Genomic DNA, 17182 nt, shown 5'->3' on the forward strand with positions numbered 1-17182 from the left:
TTTCCGGCCCACGACAATTTCCCAGGCGCTTGCGACGGTCTGTGCTTTGCTGTTGAGGTCGATACATTCACGGCGCCACGCGCGCCACGGGGAGCAGACATGCTGGAAAGGCTGTTTCAACTCAAGGCACACAACACCAACGTGCGCACCGAAATTCTTGCGGGCGTCACGACTTTCCTGGCCATGGCTTACATTCTGTTCGTCAACCCGAGCATCCTCGGCGAGACCGGCATGGACAAGGGCGCAATTTTCGTCGCCACCTGTCTGGCGGCCGCCATCGGCTCGACCGTGATGGGCCTGATCGCCAACTACCCGATCGCCCTCGCTCCGGGCATGGGCCTGAACGCCTTCTTTACCTACACCGTGGTGCTGCACATGGGCCACACCTGGCAGGTGGCGCTGGGTGCGGTGTTCATTTCCGCCGTGCTGTTTTTCCTGCTGTCGATCTTCCGCATCCGCGAATGGATCATCAACGCCATTCCGCTGCCACTGCGCTCGGCGATTGCCGCCGGTATCGGTCTGTTCCTGGCGCTGATCGCCCTGCACAACGCCGGTATCGTGGTCAGCAACCCGGCGACCATGGTCGGCCTCGGCGATCTGACCAAACCGGCGCCGATTCTGGCCACCGTCGGCTTTGCCGTGATCGTCGCCCTCGAAGCACTGAAAGTGCGCGGCGCAGTGCTGATCGGCATTCTCGCCGTAACCATCGCCTCGATCGTACTGAACGTCACCGAGTTCGGCGGCATCATGTCGATGCCGCCGTCGCTGGCGCCGACCTTCCTGCAACTGGACATCAAAGGCGCACTGGACATCGGTCTGGTCAGCGTGATCTTCGCCTTCCTGTTCGTCGACCTGTTCGACAACTCCGGGACCCTGATCGGCGTCGCCAAGCGCGCCGGCCTGATGGGCAAGGACGGCCACATGCCGAAAATGGGCCGTGCGCTGATCGCCGACAGTACGGCGGCCATGGCCGGCTCGCTGCTGGGTACTTCGACCACCACCAGTTACATCGAATCCGCTGCCGGCGTCAGTGCCGGTGGCCGCACGGGCCTGACCGCCATCGTCGTGGCAATCCTGTTCCTGCTGGCGCTGTTCTTCTCGCCACTGGCGGCCAGCGTTCCGGCCTTCGCCACCGCACCAGCGCTGCTGTTCGTCGCCGTGCTGATGACTTCGGGCCTGGCGGAAATAGACTGGGACGACATCACCGTGGCGGCGCCGGTTGTGGTCACCGCACTGGCCATGCCGTTCACCTATTCGATCGCCAACGGCATCGCCTTCGGCTTCATCGCCTGGACCGCCATCAAGCTGCTGTCCGGCCGTGCCCGTGAGCTGAACCCGGCTCTGGTGATTCTGTCGATTCTGTTTGTGATCAAGCTGGGTTGGTTCAACGCATGACTTTCGATTCTCAAGCCTACGCCGAACAACTCGAAGCCAAGGTCACGCGCTTGCGTGATCTGCTGGCGCCGTTCGATGCACCCGAGCCGTCGGTCTTTGATTCGCCGCTGCAGAACTTCCGCCTGCGCGCCGAATTCCGCCTGTGGCGCGAGGGCGGCGAACGCCATTACGCGATGTTCTCTCAGGACGACAAGCGCACGCCGATCCTCATCGAAGAATTCCCGATTGCCAGCCTGCGCATCAACCAGTTGATGCCGCAGTTGAAGGCCGCGTGGCAAGCCAGTTCGGCGCTGAGCCACAAGCTGTTCCAGGTCGAATTTCTGACCACGCTGGCCGGCGACGCGATGATCACCCTGTGCTATCACCGTCCGCTGGACGAGCACTGGCATGCGGCAGCCACTCAGTTGTCGGCGCATCTGGGCGTGAGCATCATCGGCCGCTCCAAAGGCAAGCGCGAAGTGCTCGGTCAGGACTATGTCGTCGAGAAACTCGAAGTCGGCGGCCGCACCTTCAGCTATCGCCAGCCCGAAGGCGCGTTCACCCAACCCAACGGCACGGTGAACCAGAAGATGCTCAATTGGGCATACGAAGCCTTGGGCGATCGCAGCGACGATCTGCTCGAGCTGTACTGCGGCAACGGTAACTTCACCCTGCCGCTGGCGACTCGCGTGCGCAAAGTGCTCGCTACCGAAATCAGCAAGACTTCGGTCAACGCGGCCCTGAGCAATCTCAGCGAAAACGCTGTGGATAACGTCACGCTGGTGCGCTTGTCCGCCGAGGAACTGACCGAAGCGCTCAACGAAGTGCGCCCGTTCCGTCGCCTGCACGGCATCGATCTGAAGAGCTACGAATTCGGCAGCGTCTTCGTCGACCCACCACGCGCCGGCATGGACCCGGACACCTGCGAACTGACCCGGCGCTTCGACAACATCCTCTACATTTCCTGCAACCCGGACACCCTGGCGGCCAACATCGCCCAGTTGCATGACACCCACCGCATTACCAAGTGCGCGATGTTTGACCAGTTCCCGTGGACCCATCACATGGAATCCGGTGTGCTGCTGACCCGGCGTTGATTGCGGGTAGCTGATACGGAAAAGCCGTCGTGATTGACGGCTTTTTTGTGGGTGCTATGGCGCGATATCCGTTTTGCGTGGACGCCCGCCTTTTTTGCCATTGGCTCGCGCTGCCGCAGATTTCGCAGCGCTGCTTTGACGCCCGTTGCGCGAGGCGACGACCGACGCGGCCATCCGCATAAGCGGCGGGCTTGCTGAAATCATGCCGGCAATGGATATATCCAGATCCTTGCCCTCATGGCACAGCGCAGTGCCGGCGAAGCCGATCGTCAGGCTTGCATAATCGGCCGCTTCAAACCCCGCGAATTCGGGATACAGCTTCACTGGAAGCAACACACCGCTGCCGTCCTCGAAACGAACGACCAAAGAGGATTCTTCGAAGCTCACTGACACGGCCTGCAAACTATTGGCCTGTCTTACTTCGCCAAGTGTGATGGCGACATCGAGCATTTCTTCCGTCAGGGGGCGATGCTCCGACGGTTTTGCCTTGATGACTTTCATAATTCGATCTCAACTCCTTCCAACTGCCGATCAAGGACAGCAGCACCTTGTCTTCATCGGGGTCATAGCGCGCCGAAGGCTAGCGTGGTCATCCGTTCCGGAACAGCGGCAGGAGCAGAAAAAGAGTAAGCAAAGTTCTCACGGCTCGCCTGATTGCGCGCCTGTGCGATCACCGAACACAAAACGCCTTGGTCATTTCTCGGCAATTGACCGATGTAACCATCTAGTACATTTTATCTCCACAGGCCGGAACCTCTCGGCCGATGCCAAAAACAAGAAGTGGAGTTACCCCATGTCCCCTACCGTTCTGGTGCTTAACGGCCCGAACCTGAACCTGCTCGGCAGCCGCGAGCCGGCGACTTATGGTCATGAAACCCTGGCGGATATTTCCGCGCTGTGTGGTCGCGCGGCTGACGAGTTCGGTCTGACCGTGGAATTTCGCCAGACCAATCATGAAGGCGAGCTGCTCGACTGGATTCACGCCGCGCGCGGTCGTTGTGCCGGGATCGTGATCAATCCGGCGGCGTGGACGCACACGTCTGTGGCGATTCGCGATGCGCTGGTCGCCAGTGAATTGCCGGTGATCGAGGTGCACCTGTCCAATGTCCACGCCCGTGAGCCGTTTCGTCATCATTCATTTGTTTCCGGCATTGCCACGGCGGTGATGTGCGGGTTCGGCAGCCATGGCTACCGCCTGGCGCTGGAGCATTTCGGTCAGCGGTTGCAGAGGTAAGAACCATGTCGCGTTCCAGGGTGATACTCGCCGGGCTGATCGGCGCCGGGATTCAGGCTTCACGCACGCCGGCACTGCATGAGCACGAAGGTGATGCGCAGGGCCTGCGTTATCTGTACCAGCTCATCGACCTCGATCAATTGCGCCTCGACAGCACGGCTCTGCCCGACTTGCTGCAAGCGGCGGAGCGGATGAATTACACCGGGCTGAACATCACCTTCCCGTGCAAACAGGCGGTCATCCCGCTGCTTGATGAGTTGTCGCCGGAAGCCCGCGGCATCGGCGCGGTGAACACGGTGGTGCTGAAGGACGGCAAGCGTGTCGGCCACAACACCGATTGCCTCGGTTTCGCCGAGGGTTTTCGCCGGGGTCTGACAGACGCTGCCCGTGAACGCGTCGTCCAGATGGGCGCCGGTGGGGCTGGCGCGGCAGTGGCCCACGCGCTGCTCAGCGAAGGCGTACGGCAATTGACGATTTTTGATGTCGACCGCGAGCGTGCCGAGAGCCTGGCAAACAATCTGAATCAACATTTCGGCCCCAGTCGCGCACAGGCCGGAGCGGATTTGCCCAGGGCGCTGGCGCAGGCCGATGGTCTGGTCAACACCACGCCGATGGGCATGGCCAAGCTGCCGGGCTCTCCGGTGCCGGCCGGGTTGCTGCGCAAGGCAATGTGGGTCGCGGAGATTGTGTATTTCCCGCTGGAAACCGAACTGCTGCGCGACGCCCGCGCCTTGGGTTGCCGCACGCTGGATGGCGGCAACATGGCGGTGTTTCAGGCGGTGAAGGCGTTTGAACTGTTCAGCGGCGTGGTGGCGGATGCGCAGCGCATGCTCGAGCATTTTCAGAGCATGAATGGCTGAACAACAGGGTAACTCTTGTGGGAGCGAGCCTGCTCGCGAAGGCGTCGATTCAGTCAACGAACAGGGCGACTGACACACCGCTTTCGCGAGCAGGCTCGCTCCCACAGGGAGATCGAGTCAGGCCTTCAGGTAGCGCAACACCGATTCGCAGATCATCTCGCGGTGGCGCTGCTTGATGGTTTCGTCCGGCAGGTCGATCTGGAAGATTTCTCCCAGCGTGTGGCGGTTCGACACGCGATAGAAGCAAAACGAACTGATCAGCAGGTGCACGTCCAGCGCATCGATGCCACGCCGGAACAAACCTTCGTCCGCGCCTCGTTGCAGAATCCCGCCCAAGGTGTCGAGGATCGTGTTGTTCAGCGCCTTGATCGCATCGGAACGCTTTACATACTCGGCGTTGTGGATGTTTTCGATGCTGACAATGCGCACGAAATCGACGTTGTGGTCATGGTGATCGAAGGTGAATTCCACCAGTCGGCGGATCGCCAACTCGGGCGGCAGTTCGTCCAGATGCAGGCGGTTTTCCGTGCTGCGGATATCGCCGTAAAGCTTCTCCAGCACCTCGACGTACAACTGCTCCTTGCTGCCGAAGTAGTAATAAATCATGCGCTTGGAGGTGTGGATACGCTCGGCAATCGCGTCGACGCGGGCACCGGACAAGCCCTGCTGGACGAACTCGACGATCGCCTCCTGCAGAATGTTCTCGCGGGTCTTTTCCGGGTTGTTCTTGCGACTCTTGCGCGGCACTGCGTCGGACTCGACAGCAGCGGCGGAAAGTTCTGAATTCATGGTCATCGCGGGCTCACGGCCATCACTGCACAAGCGGCGATTATGGGCCGCGCGGGACAGTGAAGGAAGCCGCGCAGCCGGTGTTTGATCCCGCGTTTACGAATTCCCTACAACTTCGCCTGACGCACCGCACCGCTGCGCGATTTGGCCATCGCCGCCAGCCGCACCGCAACGTTGGCCGCGCCGTAGCCGGCATAGCCATTCTTGCGCTGGATAATCTCGAAGAAGAAACGCCCCTCGAACGGCTCGGTGTAGACGTGAAACAACTCGCCGCCCTGGGCGTCACGGTCGTAGAGCACGTTGTAATAGGCCAGCTCGCTGAGAAACTCATCGTCGAAATCGAAACGCGCCGCGAGGTCGTCGTAGTAATTGAGCGGGATGTCCAGCAGCGGCACACCGGCCTCCTTGGCGCGACTGACCTGGGCGAAGATGTCGTCACAATCGAAGGCGATGTGATGCACGCCGGAGCCGCGATAACTCGACAGCGCATGCGAAATGGCGGTGTTGCGGTTCTCGGAGATGTTCAGCGGCAGCCGGATCGAGCTGTCGCGACTGCGCAGTGCGCGGCTCTTCACCAGACCGTACGGATCGGGCAAGACCACTTCATCGTCGGCTTCGAAATCCAGCAGGCTTTTGTAGAACAGCACCCAACTGTCGAGGCTGTCCGCCGGCAGCGCCATGGCCATGTGATCGATACGCTTGAGGCCGCCGCCGGTCTGCGCGTCCGGCAACAGATTGAAATCGGTGCCGTACACGTCGGCGTCCGCATCGACCAGATAAATCAGGCTGCCGTCCGGTGCGCGCACCGCCGCCAGCTCCAGTTCATTCGGCCCGACCAAGCCGCGATAGGGCTGCCCCTTGTAAGCGACCGCGCGGGCCAGCGCACTGCCGCTGTCCTTGACCCGCACGGCCGTGGCGCACAGCGACGGGCCGTGGGCTTCGAAAAAGCTGTGGGCGAACGAATACGGCTCGGAGTTGAGGATCAGGTTGATATCGCCCTGACGCAGCAGGCTGACGCTCTTGGAGCGATGCTGCCCGGCCTTGGCAAAGCCGAGGCGTTGCAGCCAGTGACTGAGCTTCGCGCCCAGCGCTTCGTCGACGGCAAACTCGAGAAATTCAACGCCGTTGTATTGGCTGGCCGGCGGCGTTTCGAAAAGAATTTCACGGTTGGCCACCGGCGGCGCTTCCTGCTCGAGACGCTGACGGGTCTTCTCTTCCAGATACAGCAGCGAGCGCAAACCGTCGGCGGCGTTAGCTCGCGGGGGCGCGGCGCGGAAGCCGTCGTTGAAGATTTCCAGCGACAACGGCCCGGTATAACCACTCTTGATGATCGGCGCGAGGAAACCCGGCAGATCGAATTCGCCCTGCCCCGGGAAACAGCGGAAATGCCGGCTCCACTCCAGCACGTCCATGGCCAGGATCGGCGCGTCGGCCATTTGCACGAAGAAGATCTTCTCGCCGGGAATGTCGGCGATCGCGCTGGGATCGCCCTTCAGCGACAGGGTGTGAAAGCTGTCGAGCAGCACGCCAAGGTTGGGGTGATCAGCCTGACGAACGATGTCCCAGACCTGTTGATAAGTATTGACGTGACGGCCCCACGCCAGCGCTTCGTAACCGATGCGCAAGCCACGGGCGCCGGCGCGTTCGGCCAGCAGGCGCAAATCATCGACGAGGATTTGCTGATCGCCGACACTGTCCGGCGACGCGTTGCTGCAGACCAGCACCAGGTCGGTGCCAAGTTCCTGCATCAGATCGAACTTGCGCTCGGCACGCTCGAGGTTGCGCGCCAGGCGATCGCGGCGGCAGCCTTCGAAGTCACGGAACGGCTGAAACAGGGTGATGGCGATCCCCAGATCGGCGCACATCTGTTTAATTTCCCGGGGACTGCCGTCGTAGTACAGGAGGTCGTTTTCGAAAATCTCCACGCCGTCGAACCCGGCGGCGGCAATGGCTTCGAGTTTTTCCGGCAGGGTGCCGCTCAAGGAAACGGTGGCAATGGAAGGCTGCATGTTTCAACTCCCGTTTGGAGACGGCGGCTGCGTGAGCCGCGCCGCTTTTATAGGATGAGCAAATTATTGGCTGCATCCCTGCGCGCAGCAAATTAAAGTGTACTACCCGGTTAGTTTTGCGTGCGATTATCGAACACTAAGGCGATTTGGCGAATTGACGATTTTTTGTTCACTGCCCAACATCGGTTGCACATCGAGTCCGGCCACTAACCACCGGGCAAGGTGTTCGACAGAAAAGAACACCAAATAACAAATCCAAAAACGGGTGGAACACATGATTCCTTCACAGACTTCCCGCATGGCTCCGGCCATGAGCACTGCCACGGGTGGCATAGGCGACAAGATCCGCGGCGCCATGGCTGTCGGCAAGACCCGCTGGGGCATGCTGGCGCTGGTGTTTTTCGCCACCACCCTCAACTACATCGACCGCGCCGCACTCGGCGTCATGCAGCCGATCCTCGCCAAGGAAATGAGCTGGACGGCGATGGATTACGCCAACATCAATTTCTGGTTCCAGGTCGGCTACGCGATCGGTTTTGTCCTGCAGGGACGCCTGATCGACCGGGTCGGCGTCAAGCGCGTGTTCTTCTGCGCCGTGCTGCTCTGGAGCCTGGCCACCGGCGCCCATGGCCTGGCGACCTCGGCGGTCGGCTTCATGGTCTGCCGCTTCATCCTCGGCCTGACGGAAGCGGCCAACTATCCGGCCTGCGTGAAGACCACGCGCCTGTGGTTCCCGGCCGGTGAACGTGCAGTCGCTACCGGCATTTTCAACGCCGGCACCAACGTCGGCGCGATGTTCACGCCGATGCTGCTGCCACTGGTCCTGCATGTGTGGGGCTGGCAAGCGGCGTTCCTGTGCATGGCGGCACTCGGCGGGATCTGGCTGTTGTTCTGGGGCCTGAAATACTTCAATCCGGAAGATCACCCGACGGTGAAACAGTCGGAGCTCGATTACATCCAGCAGCAAGTCGAACCGGAACAGGCCCGCGTGCCGTTCAGCAAGATCCTGCGCATGCGCGGCACCTGGGCCTTCGCCCTCGCCTACTCGCTGACCGCGCCGGTGTTCTGGTTCTATCTGTACTGGCTGCCGCCGTTTCTCAATCAGCAATACAACCTCGGCATCAACGTCACGCAGATGGGTATTCCGCTGATCATCATCTACGTCACGGCTGACTTCGGCAGTGTCGGCGGCGGGATTCTGTCCTCGTTCCTGATCGGTCGCGGCATGAACTCGATCAAGGCGCGGCTGCTGTCGATGTTGCTGTTTGCCTGCTGCATCATCGGCGTGGTCATGGCTGCCGGCTCGGCGAATCTGTGGGTGGCGGTGGCGGCGATCTCGCTGGCGATCGGCGCGCATCAGGCCTGGACTGCGAACATCTGGAGCCTGGTGATGGACTACACGCCCAAGCACATGATGAGCACGGTGTTCGGCTTCGGCGGCATGTGCGCAGCGATCGGCGGGATGTTCATGACCCAGATCGTCGGCCACATCCTCACCGTCACCAACAACAATTACACGGTGCTGTTCACGCTGATTCCGGCGATGTACTTCCTCGCACTGACGTGGATGTACTTCATGGCACCGCGCAAGATTCCGACCGTTACCGAATAACCTGCCTGCATACATCCCATTGTGGGAGCGAGCCTGCTCGCGAAGGCGTCACGTCAGCCGCTGAATATGGCGACTGACCCACCGCTTTCGCGAGCAGGCTCGCTCCCACAAGTTGTACCGGGATCCGCTCTTCAGCGCCGGCTCTGCTGCCACGCTGCCGCCAATCCGCTGCAACAGATCACTGCGATACCAATCACCGTCAACCCGCTCGGGGTGTGATTGAACAGCAGCCAGCCCAACAACCCGGCAAAGACGATCTGGCAATAGCCGAACGGCGCCAGCAAGGCTGGTGCGGCGTGACGGAAGGCCTGGGTCAGGAACAGATGCGCCGTCATCCCGCAACTGCCCAGCGCGAGCATCAGCGCGGCGTGAGTCCACGTCGGCACCTGCCAGAAGAACGGCACCAGCGCGCTCATCACCAGGGTATTGCACAGCCCGGCAAAGAAGTTGCTGGTGGTCGGGCTGTCCACTTCGGCGAGCTTGCGCGTCAGCAGTTGGTAGAAGCAGAAGAACAGTGCCGAGCAGAACGGCAGCAGGATCGCCGGGGTAAACAGTTCGCCGCCCGGGTGGACGATGATCAACACGCCGATGAAGCCGCAGATCACCGCAATCCACTGCCCGCGCGTCACGCGTTCCTTGAGCAACGGCACCGATAACGCCGTCACCAATACTGGCGCGAGAAAGTTGACCGCCGTGGCTTCGGCCAGCGGGATGTACAGCAGCGCCGTGGTGAAAAACAGGCTGGTGCCGAGCAGGCACAGGGCACGGGCGAGCTGCCATAACGGTTTTTTGGTGCGCAGCACACGCAAGCCGGACTGCGGCAGGAAAATCCCCGCCATCAACAAGGTGTGCACCACATAGCGCGCCCACACCACCATCACGATCGGATAAAAACCGGAGAGGTATTTCGACAACGCGTCGTGGCTGGAAAACAGGAACGTCGCCACGACAATCAGCAGAATCCCCTTGAAGGGCTGGTTGACACCGGAGAGCGGGGTGCTGACGGTCATTGGCAATCTCTGAAAAAAATCCGGGCGAGCGTTCGCGCTGGCGGCAATCGTTGTGGCAATCATAGTCGGCTGAGCTTTCAGCAACCGCACAGGTTGCACTCTTCTTCGCCGGGAAACCGCCGTTGAGCAAAACCGTGACGCAAGATTCCCGCCACTTCGGCGCCCGGCCAGTGTGCAACATCACAGACTGCCGTCGAAACAGCGGGTTCATGAATTCGACGGAAGAAATTCCACTCGGGATTGAATTCACGGCCCGCTCGACCGTCAATACCAGGCCCGCACCATGTGGGCGCGTGTGCATGGACGGACGACCGGACTGGCGCCACACTCACACAGCGGCAACACTCATCACCAGCAGATTCATCACCGGCAATAGAAAGAGGATTCCCACATGCTATGGAAAAAAGGCCGACGCAGTGACAACGTCGTCGACGCCCGGGGTGATGATGCCGGCGGTGGCGGCGGCATGCGCTTCGGTGGCGGCAAGGGCCTGAGCCTGACCGCTATTGTGCTGATCGTCGGCATCGGCTGGCTCACCGGCCAGGACCCGATGCAGATTCTCGGCCAGTTGACCGGGCAGATGGAACAACCGGCGCCCACCTCGCAAACCCGTCAGGCACCGCCGGCCAACGATGAACAGGCTGAATTCGTCCGCTCTATCCTCGGCGACACCGAAGACACCTGGGGTCCGATCTTCCAGCAGGCCGGACGCCAATACAAAGACCCGACACTGGTGCTGTTCAGCAATCGGGTGAACTCCGCGTGCGGCATGGCCACTTCTGCCACCGGCCCGTTCTACTGCCCGGCCGACCAGAAGGTCTATCTGGACATGGCCTTCTTTCAGGAGATGTCGCAGCGCTTCAAAGCCGCTGGCGATTTCGCTCAGGCTTACGTGATTGCGCACGAAGTCGGCCACCATGTGCAGACGCTGCTGGGCGTCTCGGCGAAGATGCAGGCGGCGCGTCAGCAAGGCCGGCAGATGGAGGGCGACGGCGGCTTGCTGGTTCGCCAGGAATTGCAGGCCGACTGTCTCGCCGGCGTCTGGGCGTATAACGCGCAGAAACGCCTGAACTGGCTGGAACCGGGCGACATCGAGGAAGCCTTGAACGCCGCCAACGCCATCGGCGATGATCGCTTGCAGCAACAGGGTCAGGGCCGTGTGGTGCCGGACTCGTTTACCCACGGTACGTCAGCGCAAAGGGTGCGCTGGTTCAAAACCGGATTCGCGCAAGGCCAGGTAAGCCAGTGCGACACCTTCGCGGCGAAAACCCTGTAAATGCATAAATGGCTTGTGGCGTTACTGTTCATCGTCGGCACCGCGCAAGCGGCCGGCGTCGATGCGATCAGCCCCGGTCGCCTGCAACTCAAGGCCGGGGAAATGGCAGTGGGCATCGGCCCGGCACCGGAAAAGATCGAGCGGGTGCTGATCGTCATTCACGGTCGCCTGCGCAACGCCGAGACCTACCGCAAAAGCGCGGAAAGTGCCGCCGAACTCGCCGGGCAAACTGCGCACACGCTGGTGATCGCTCCGCAGTTTCTCAATGAAAGTGACGTCACCCTGTATTCCTTGCCGCCGACAGTGCTGCGCTGGCAGGGCAACGAGTGGATGGGCGGCGGCTTGTCCACCGGGCCGAATCCGCTGAGTTCCTACGCGGCGCTGGATGAAATCGTCGCGCGGGTCAGCGATCGCAAACAGTTTCCGGACGTGAAGCAGATCGTGATCTTCGGCCACTCTGGCGGGGGCCAGGTGGTGCAGCGTTACGCCCTGCTGGCCAAGGATCAGCCAGCGCTCAAGGCCAACGGCATTCGCTTGCGCTATGTGGTAGCCAATCCTTCTTCTTATGCGTACTTCAACGAGCAGCGGCCAGTGGCGTTCGATCACGCGCAATGTCCTGGTTTCAATCGCTGGAAGTACGGCCTGGCGGACATGCCGGTGTATGCCGGCGGGCAAACGCCGTTGCAGGTCGAGAGCGCTTACGTCAAACGTGAGGTGATTTATCTGCTCGGGCAGCAGGACGTCGATCCGGAACACCCGGCGCTGGACAAGAGCTGTGCGGCCGAGGCGCAAGGGGCTTACCGGTTGATGCGCGGAAAAATGTATTTCGGCTACTTACTGCGCCGGCATCCCGAGGGGGTCAATCAGCGGCTGGTGGAAGTGCCGGGAGTCGGGCATGACGGGGATGGCATGCTGACGTCGGCGGAGGGGCAGAAGGCGTTGTTTGATCAGTAGGTTTTTTTCTGAATCCACCGCCCCCTTCGCGAGCAAGCTCGCTCCCACATAGCTCTATGACATGCACAAAATATGTGTGCACTGAAGATCCAATGTGGGAGCGAGCTTGCTCGCGAAGGGGCCGGCTCAGGCGACGAAGATGTCAGGCAAACAGCATCCGCCGCAACTCAACACAATCCTTCGCATGCCAATCCGTCAACTCCGGCCACGGGTTATCCGGCAGATTCACCAACACCGTCCGCGCCCCCGCTGCTCGGCCGCAATCCAGATCAAAGCGGTAATCGCCGACCATCACCATGTTACTGGCCGGCACTTGCCAGGCTTCGGCCAGTTTCAGCAAACCGCCGGGATGCGGCTTCGGCGGTGCTTCGTCGCGACCCAGCACATCCTCGACCGCGAAGCAGTCGGCCAGGCCGATCGCCTCCAGCGTGACATGCGCCAGCTCCCGCGCATTGCGCGTGAGAATGCCGAGGCGATAACCGCGCGCATGCAGGTCGCGCACCAGCTCCACCGCGCCGGTGGCCGGGGTCGAGCCCAACGCCAGATCGCGTTCATGCTCGAGCAACCAGGCATGCTTGGCCGCTGCTTCATCCGCTGGCAACGCCGCGAGGTGGGTGAGGATGTCGTCCTCCGGCGGAATCGCCAGCGCCACACGAATCGCCGCAAAGTCATGCACGGCGACGGTCAAGGTGCCGTCCATGTCGAACACCCAATGGCGAACTGCGGTCAGGCTCATGCCCAGTCCTTGCGATGGCGGATCAGGCCTTCCTGAGTCACCGAAGCGACCAGTTGCCCGGCGCGGTTGAACACGCTGCCACGGGAAAAACCACGGGAGTTGCCGGCCCACGGGCTGTCCATCGCGTAGAGCAACCAGTCATCGGCGCGCAGATCATTGTGGAACCACAGCGCGTGATCGAGACTGGCGACCTGCATGTCCTTCTGCCAGACCGACTTGCCGTGGGGCAGCATCGACGTGGTCAGCAGGCCGAAATCCGAAGCGTACGCCAGCAGGTATTTGTGCAGCGCCGGGATGTCGGCCAAGGCGCCGTCGGCGCGGAACCACACATATTTGATCGGATCGGCCGGTTGCGGGTTGTACGGATCCTTTTCGGTGACCGGGCGTACTTCGATCGGTTTCGGGCACAGCAGTTTTTCACGCATGTGCTCGGGAATCAGGTGCGCACGCTGCTGGATCAGCTCCAGCTCCGAGGGCAGGTTTTCCGGGCCGACCACCGCCGGCATCTGGCCCTGATGCTCGAAGCCTTTTTCGTCGTACTGGAACGAAGCGCTGCACGTGAAGATCGGGTGGCCCTTCTGGATCGCCGTCACACGGCGGGTGCTGAAGCTGCCGCCATCACGGACGCGATCAACCGAATAGACCACCGGCAACTTGGCATCGCCCGGGCGCAGGAAATAACCGTGCAGCGAGTGCACATGACGCGCCTCTTCCACCGTCTGACTGGCCGCCGACAGCGACTGGCCGAGCACCTGACCGCCGAACAACTGGCGGAACCCCAGATCCTGGCTGCGACCACGGAACAGGTTTTCTTCGATCGGTTCCAGGGTCAGCAGATCGACCAGATCTTCCAGCACTTGGCTCATTCAGACTCTCCTCACACAAAGCAATGACCGCGCAGTCTTGGCTGCGGCGGACGATTCAGGTTCTGGCACGGGCCAAATACGATGGCGGCCATTGTAAACGTCCGTGTCGGCTTATTCATGCAAGGTTTGCAGCCATTGTTCGCGGCTGATGCGATACAGGACATGGCGGCGCAACGGGTGATCGAGCGCAAGCCTGGGGTGATCGAAATCATCCTGCGGATCGTGATGCATGCCGATCGCTTGCATGACCTTCTCCGACTGCGCATTCTGCCCGGCGGTAAACGAGACGATTTCCTCCAGTTTCAACTGGTCGAAACCCGCGCGCAGTGCGGTCCACGCCGCTTCGCTGGCGTAACCCAGGCCCCAGTGTTCCTTGGCCAGACGCCAGCCGATCTCCACCGCCGGGGTAAACGGCGCATCGAAGCCGACCACGCCCAACCCGGTGAAACCGATGAACTCGCCCGTGTCCTTGCGCTCCAGCGCCCACAGGCCAAAGCCATGCTCGGCAAAATGCCCGCGCACGCGACCGATCAGCGCGGCACTTTCGAGCCGGGTCAACGGCGCTGGAAAGTAGCGCATCACCTGTGGATCGGCGCACATCGCGGCGAATGCCGGCAAATCCTCGTCCTGCCACTGACGCATCAACAAACGCGCGCTTTGCAGCTCCAGTATCGGCTCCATCGTCCCCTCCATTTCCCATGCCGTTGAGTCTACATCGCTGGTAGGATCGTTCATTCTTTCCCTGGTTCTGCGCGAAACAAGCCATGCCCTTGCCGTTGATCTATCACGAAGACTACAGCCCCGAGTTTCCCGCGGATCACCGCTTTCCCATGGACAAGTTCCGGCTGCTGCGCGATCACCTGGTCGACAGCGGCCTGACCCGCGACGCCGACCTGCTGCGCCCGCAGATCTGTCCCAACGACATCCTCGCCCTCGCCCATGACCGCAGCTATATCGAACGCTACATGAGCGGCGAGTTGTCCCGCGAAGACCAACGGCGCCTCGGCCTGCCGTGGAACGAAGCGCTGGCGCGACGCACGGTGCGCGCGGTGGGCGGCTCGATCCTGGCGGCAGAGCAAGCCCTTGAGCATGGCCTCGCCTGTCATCTGGCCGGCGGCACCCATCACGCTCACTACGATTACCCTGCCGGCTTCTGCATCTTCAATGACCTGGCGATCATCAGCCAGTACCTGTTGCAGAGCGGCCGGGTCAATCGCGTGCTTATCTTCGATTGCGACGTGCATCAAGGCGACGGCACCGCGCGGATTCTGCATGACACGCCGGAGGCGATTACCGTTTCCCTGCACTGCGAAAAGAATTTTCCCGCACGCAAAGCCGAAAGTGACTGGGATATTCCGCTGCCCAAAGGCATGGGCGATGCCGAATATCTGCAGGTGGTCGATGACACGCTCAATTACCTGCTGCCGCTGTATCAACCGGATCTGGTGCTCTACGACGCCGGCGTCGATGTGCACAAGGACGATGCCCTTGGTTATCTGCAACTGACCGACGAGGGCGTAGCCGAGCGCGATGAACGGGTGATGCGCCACTGCCTGGGCCGCGACATCCCGGTGGTCGGGGTGATCGGCGGCGGCTACAGCAAGGACCGCCACGCCCTCGCCCGCCGCCACGGCATCCTCCATCACAGCGCGCAACGAGTGTGGGATTCACACGGATGTCATTGAAACGTGCTGCGTTACCCACAATCGCTGTGGAACTGCCTGTGGATAACCTGAGCGAAAGGGACTGCAGGCCATGCTGCCCAAGGCGCCCAGCGCACTGTTTATTTTTTAACCAGCCTCGAAATACACCGCAGCCCCGGTGGGAGCGAGCCTGCTCGCGAAAGCTTTAGCACCCACAACATCTAATTGACTGACAGACCGCGTTCGCGAGCAGGCTCGCTCCCACATGGTGTCTCCCACAGGGTTCAGCGCTGTTAGAATGCGCGCCTTGTCCCGCCATACCGCAGCGCACGCCCATGACCCAGAATTCCGCCCCCGCCAACACCCACGTCGCCATCATCGGCGGTGGCCCCGCCGGCCTGATGGCCGCCGAAGTGCTGAGCCAGGCCGGAATCCGCGTCGACGTGTACGACGGCATGCCCTCGGTCGGGCGCAAGTTCCTGCTGGCCGGGGTCGGCGGCATGAACATCACCCATTCCGAAGCCTACCCGGCGTTCCTCTCCCGTTACGCCGAACGCGCACCGCAGATCGCCCCGCTGCTGCGCGCATTCGATGCCGATGCGCTGTGCCAGTGGATTAATGAACTGGGCATCGAAACCTTCATCGGCAGCTCCGGCCGCGTGTTCCCCACCGACATGAAAGCCGCGCCACTGTTGCGCGCCTGGCTCAAGCGCCTGCGCGACAGCGGCGTAGTTATCCACACCCGCCATCGCTGGCTCGGCTGGGACGCAAGCGGTGCACTGCGCATCGCCAGCCCGCAAGGCGAAATCAGCGTAAACCCCGACGCCACCCTGCTCGCCCTCGGCGGCGGCAGTTGGTCGCGCCTGGGCTCGGATGGCGCGTGGATGTTGCCGCTGGAGAAGCGCGGCGTGGATCTGGCACCGTTGCAGCCAAGCAATTGCGGCTTCGAGGTGCAGGCCTGGAGCGAGCTGATGGTGAGCAAATTCGCCGGCGCGCCGTTGAAAAACATCGCCATCGGTTTGAACGACGACATCCCGCGCTTGGGCGAATGCGTGATCACCGCCACCGGCATTGAAGGCAGCCTGATCTATGCGCTGTCGGCGCCGATACGCGAAGAAATCAATCGCTATGGCGCAGCGGTTGTCCACATCGACCTGCTGCCCGGCCGGCCTGTGGATAAATTGCAGGCGGTGCTGAGCAAACCACGCGGCTCCCGCTCGATGGCCAAGCATCTGCACAGTCAGGTGGGGATTGAGGGAGTTAAGGCAGCGTTGTTGCGCGAGCTGACCGATGCCGAAACATTCGCCGATCCGGCGCTGTTGGCCCGAGCGATCAAAGCGTTGCCGCTGACTCTGGTGAAAACCCGTCCGCTGGACGAAGCGATCAGCAGTGCCGGTGGCGTAAGGTTCGAAGCGATGGATGAGCGCTTGATGCTCAAGGCCCTGCCGGGGGTGTTTTGTGCGGGCGAGATGCTCGACTGGGAAGCGCCGACCGGAGGCTACTTGCTGACCGGGTGTTTCGCCAGCGGGCGCGCGGCGGGGTTTGGGATGTTGGAATGGTTACGGCGCGGGAACTGAGTCGCCCCTGCCCCTCACCCCAGCCCTCTCCCCAAGGAGAGGGAGCCGACCGAGGTGTCTGGCGTCATGCACGACCTGAACGATCGTGTCGATTAGGGATTCACAACTGATATATCACGTCGACGTAACTCTCAAGCATTCCCCA

Annotated in this window: 16 protein-coding genes; 9 read left to right on the forward strand and 7 right to left on the reverse strand. The window is 61.6% G+C overall.

All coding sequences use genetic code 11. The features are described 5' to 3' along the window. Positions 1 to 99: 99 nt before the first annotated feature. Both OK411_RS24305 and trmA read left to right on the forward strand, forming a co-directional pair. On the forward strand, positions 100 to 1395 hold the full coding sequence (locus OK411_RS24305) for an NCS2 family permease (protein WP_016773083.1): 1296 nt from the start codon (positions 100 to 102) through the stop codon (positions 1393 to 1395). Continuing rightward, positions 1392 to 2471 carry a tRNA (uridine(54)-C5)-methyltransferase TrmA gene (gene trmA, locus OK411_RS24310; protein WP_264365803.1) on the forward strand — a complete coding sequence of 360 codons (1080 nt, stop codon included), beginning with the start codon at positions 1392 to 1394 and terminating at the stop codon, positions 2469 to 2471. Before OK411_RS24305 ends, trmA begins: the two co-directional genes overlap by 4 nt. A gap of 54 nt (positions 2472 to 2525) precedes the next feature. On the opposite strand, the gene OK411_RS24315 is transcribed toward trmA, so the two are convergent. Continuing rightward, a complete protein-coding gene (locus OK411_RS24315) occupies positions 2526 to 2972 on the reverse strand; it encodes a DUF2442 domain-containing protein (RefSeq protein WP_264365804.1) in 447 nt (148 codons plus the stop codon). A 292-nt stretch (positions 2973 to 3264) separates the two neighbouring features. Between OK411_RS24315 and aroQ the strand changes: the two genes are divergently transcribed. Next, positions 3265 to 3705: a type II 3-dehydroquinate dehydratase gene (gene aroQ, locus OK411_RS24320; protein WP_136494061.1), complete on the forward strand. Its 441-nt coding sequence runs from the start codon at positions 3265 to 3267 to the stop codon at positions 3703 to 3705. Between the two features lie 5 nt (positions 3706 to 3710). Next, positions 3711 to 4565 carry a shikimate dehydrogenase gene (locus OK411_RS24325; RefSeq protein WP_136494062.1) on the forward strand — a complete coding sequence of 285 codons (855 nt, stop codon included), beginning with the start codon at positions 3711 to 3713 and terminating at the stop codon, positions 4563 to 4565. A gap of 117 nt (positions 4566 to 4682) precedes the next feature. On the opposite strand, the gene OK411_RS24330 is transcribed toward OK411_RS24325, so the two are convergent. Both OK411_RS24330 and quiC read right to left on the reverse strand, forming a co-directional pair. Beyond that, positions 4683 to 5360: a TetR/AcrR family transcriptional regulator gene (locus OK411_RS24330; protein WP_016773079.1), complete on the reverse strand. Its 678-nt coding sequence runs from the start codon at positions 5358 to 5360 to the stop codon at positions 4683 to 4685. A gap of 101 nt (positions 5361 to 5461) precedes the next feature. Next, complete coding sequence (quiC, locus tag OK411_RS24335; protein ID WP_264365805.1) at positions 5462 to 7363, reverse strand: 3-dehydroshikimate dehydratase QuiC; 1902 nt, start codon at positions 7361 to 7363, stop codon at positions 5462 to 5464. Between the two features lie 274 nt (positions 7364 to 7637). Between quiC and OK411_RS24340 the strand changes: the two genes are divergently transcribed. Beyond that, positions 7638 to 8975 carry an MFS transporter gene (locus OK411_RS24340; RefSeq protein WP_024014417.1) on the forward strand — a complete coding sequence of 446 codons (1338 nt, stop codon included), beginning with the start codon at positions 7638 to 7640 and terminating at the stop codon, positions 8973 to 8975. 131 nt (positions 8976 to 9106) lie between these two features. Here the strand turns inward: OK411_RS24340 and OK411_RS24345 are convergent, their stop codons facing one another. After that, complete coding sequence (locus OK411_RS24345; RefSeq protein ID WP_016773077.1) at positions 9107 to 9985, reverse strand: DMT family transporter; 879 nt, start codon at positions 9983 to 9985, stop codon at positions 9107 to 9109. Positions 9986 to 10376: 391 nt separating this feature from the next. Here OK411_RS24345 and OK411_RS24350 point away from each other — a divergent pair, with 391 nt between their 5' ends. Further along, positions 10377 to 11261 (forward strand): neutral zinc metallopeptidase, encoded by an 885-nt coding sequence (locus OK411_RS24350; RefSeq protein WP_016773076.1) that lies wholly within the window; start codon positions 10377 to 10379, stop codon positions 11259 to 11261. After that, on the forward strand, positions 11262 to 12215 hold the full coding sequence (locus OK411_RS24355; protein ID WP_130887736.1) for an alpha/beta fold hydrolase: 954 nt from the start codon (positions 11262 to 11264) through the stop codon (positions 12213 to 12215). Between the two features lie 142 nt (positions 12216 to 12357). On the opposite strand, the gene OK411_RS24360 is transcribed toward OK411_RS24355, so the two are convergent. The 3 genes from OK411_RS24360 to OK411_RS24370 form a co-directional block, all read right to left on the reverse strand. Then, positions 12358 to 12951 (reverse strand): HAD family hydrolase, encoded by a 594-nt coding sequence (locus OK411_RS24360; protein ID WP_264365806.1) that lies wholly within the window; start codon positions 12949 to 12951, stop codon positions 12358 to 12360. Continuing rightward, positions 12948 to 13817: an acyl-CoA thioesterase II gene (gene tesB / locus OK411_RS24365; protein ID WP_016773073.1), complete on the reverse strand. Its 870-nt coding sequence runs from the start codon at positions 13815 to 13817 to the stop codon at positions 12948 to 12950. The genes OK411_RS24360 and tesB overlap by 4 nt, the downstream gene beginning before the upstream one ends. Positions 13818 to 13928: 111 nt before the next feature. Then, complete coding sequence (locus OK411_RS24370) at positions 13929 to 14498, reverse strand: GNAT family N-acetyltransferase (protein WP_110603105.1); 570 nt, start codon at positions 14496 to 14498, stop codon at positions 13929 to 13931. Positions 14499 to 14581: 83 nt separating this feature from the next. Here OK411_RS24370 and OK411_RS24375 point away from each other — a divergent pair, with 83 nt between their 5' ends. Together OK411_RS24375 and OK411_RS24380 are read left to right on the forward strand one after the other, a co-directional pair. Then, the gene (locus OK411_RS24375) at positions 14582 to 15502 is read left to right on the forward strand and encodes a histone deacetylase (protein WP_264365807.1); all 921 of its coding nucleotides are present in this window, start codon (positions 14582 to 14584) and stop codon (positions 15500 to 15502) included. A gap of 293 nt (positions 15503 to 15795) precedes the next feature. Continuing rightward, entirely contained in the window at positions 15796 to 17037 is a 1242-nt protein-coding gene (locus OK411_RS24380) for a TIGR03862 family flavoprotein (RefSeq protein WP_264365808.1), read from the forward strand. The last annotated feature ends 145 nt before the right edge of the window (positions 17038 to 17182 follow it).

Origin of the sequence: Pseudomonas sp. RG1, assembly GCF_025910115.1 — a bacterium.
In the GTDB taxonomy this organism is placed as follows: domain Bacteria; phylum Pseudomonadota; class Gammaproteobacteria; order Pseudomonadales; family Pseudomonadaceae; genus Aquipseudomonas; species Aquipseudomonas atacamensis.

Excerpts from the sequence above, each read along its gene's own strand:
- tesB (WP_016773073.1), bottom strand. The coding sequence starts at position 13,817 with ATGAGCCAAGTGCTGGAAGATCTGGTCGATCTGCTGACCCTGGAACCG.
- OK411_RS24345 (WP_016773077.1), bottom strand. The coding sequence starts at position 9,985 with ATGACCGTCAGCACCCCGCTCTCCGGTGTCAACCAGCCCTTCAAGGGG.
- OK411_RS24380 (WP_264365808.1), top strand. The coding sequence starts at position 15,796 with ATGACCCAGAATTCCGCCCCCGCCAACACCCACGTCGCCATCATCGGC.
- OK411_RS24360 (WP_264365806.1), bottom strand. The coding sequence starts at position 12,951 with ATGAGCCTGACCGCAGTTCGCCATTGGGTGTTCGACATGGACGGCACC.
- OK411_RS24350 (WP_016773076.1), top strand. The coding sequence starts at position 10,377 with ATGCTATGGAAAAAAGGCCGACGCAGTGACAACGTCGTCGACGCCCGG.
- trmA (WP_264365803.1), top strand. The coding sequence starts at position 1,392 with ATGACTTTCGATTCTCAAGCCTACGCCGAACAACTCGAAGCCAAGGTC.
- OK411_RS24370 (WP_110603105.1), bottom strand. The coding sequence starts at position 14,498 with ATGGAGCCGATACTGGAGCTGCAAAGCGCGCGTTTGTTGATGCGTCAG.
- OK411_RS24375 (WP_264365807.1), top strand. The coding sequence starts at position 14,582 with ATGCCCTTGCCGTTGATCTATCACGAAGACTACAGCCCCGAGTTTCCC.
- OK411_RS24315 (WP_264365804.1), bottom strand. The coding sequence starts at position 2,972 with ATGAAAGTCATCAAGGCAAAACCGTCGGAGCATCGCCCCCTGACGGAA.
- OK411_RS24325 (WP_136494062.1), top strand. The coding sequence starts at position 3,711 with ATGTCGCGTTCCAGGGTGATACTCGCCGGGCTGATCGGCGCCGGGATT.
- OK411_RS24340 (WP_024014417.1), top strand. The coding sequence starts at position 7,638 with ATGATTCCTTCACAGACTTCCCGCATGGCTCCGGCCATGAGCACTGCC.
- OK411_RS24330 (WP_016773079.1), bottom strand. The coding sequence starts at position 5,360 with ATGACCATGAATTCAGAACTTTCCGCCGCTGCTGTCGAGTCCGACGCA.
- OK411_RS24355 (WP_130887736.1), top strand. The coding sequence starts at position 11,262 with ATGCATAAATGGCTTGTGGCGTTACTGTTCATCGTCGGCACCGCGCAA.
- quiC (WP_264365805.1), bottom strand. The coding sequence starts at position 7,363 with ATGCAGCCTTCCATTGCCACCGTTTCCTTGAGCGGCACCCTGCCGGAA.
- OK411_RS24305 (WP_016773083.1), top strand. The coding sequence starts at position 100 with ATGCTGGAAAGGCTGTTTCAACTCAAGGCACACAACACCAACGTGCGC.
- aroQ (WP_136494061.1), top strand. The coding sequence starts at position 3,265 with ATGTCCCCTACCGTTCTGGTGCTTAACGGCCCGAACCTGAACCTGCTC.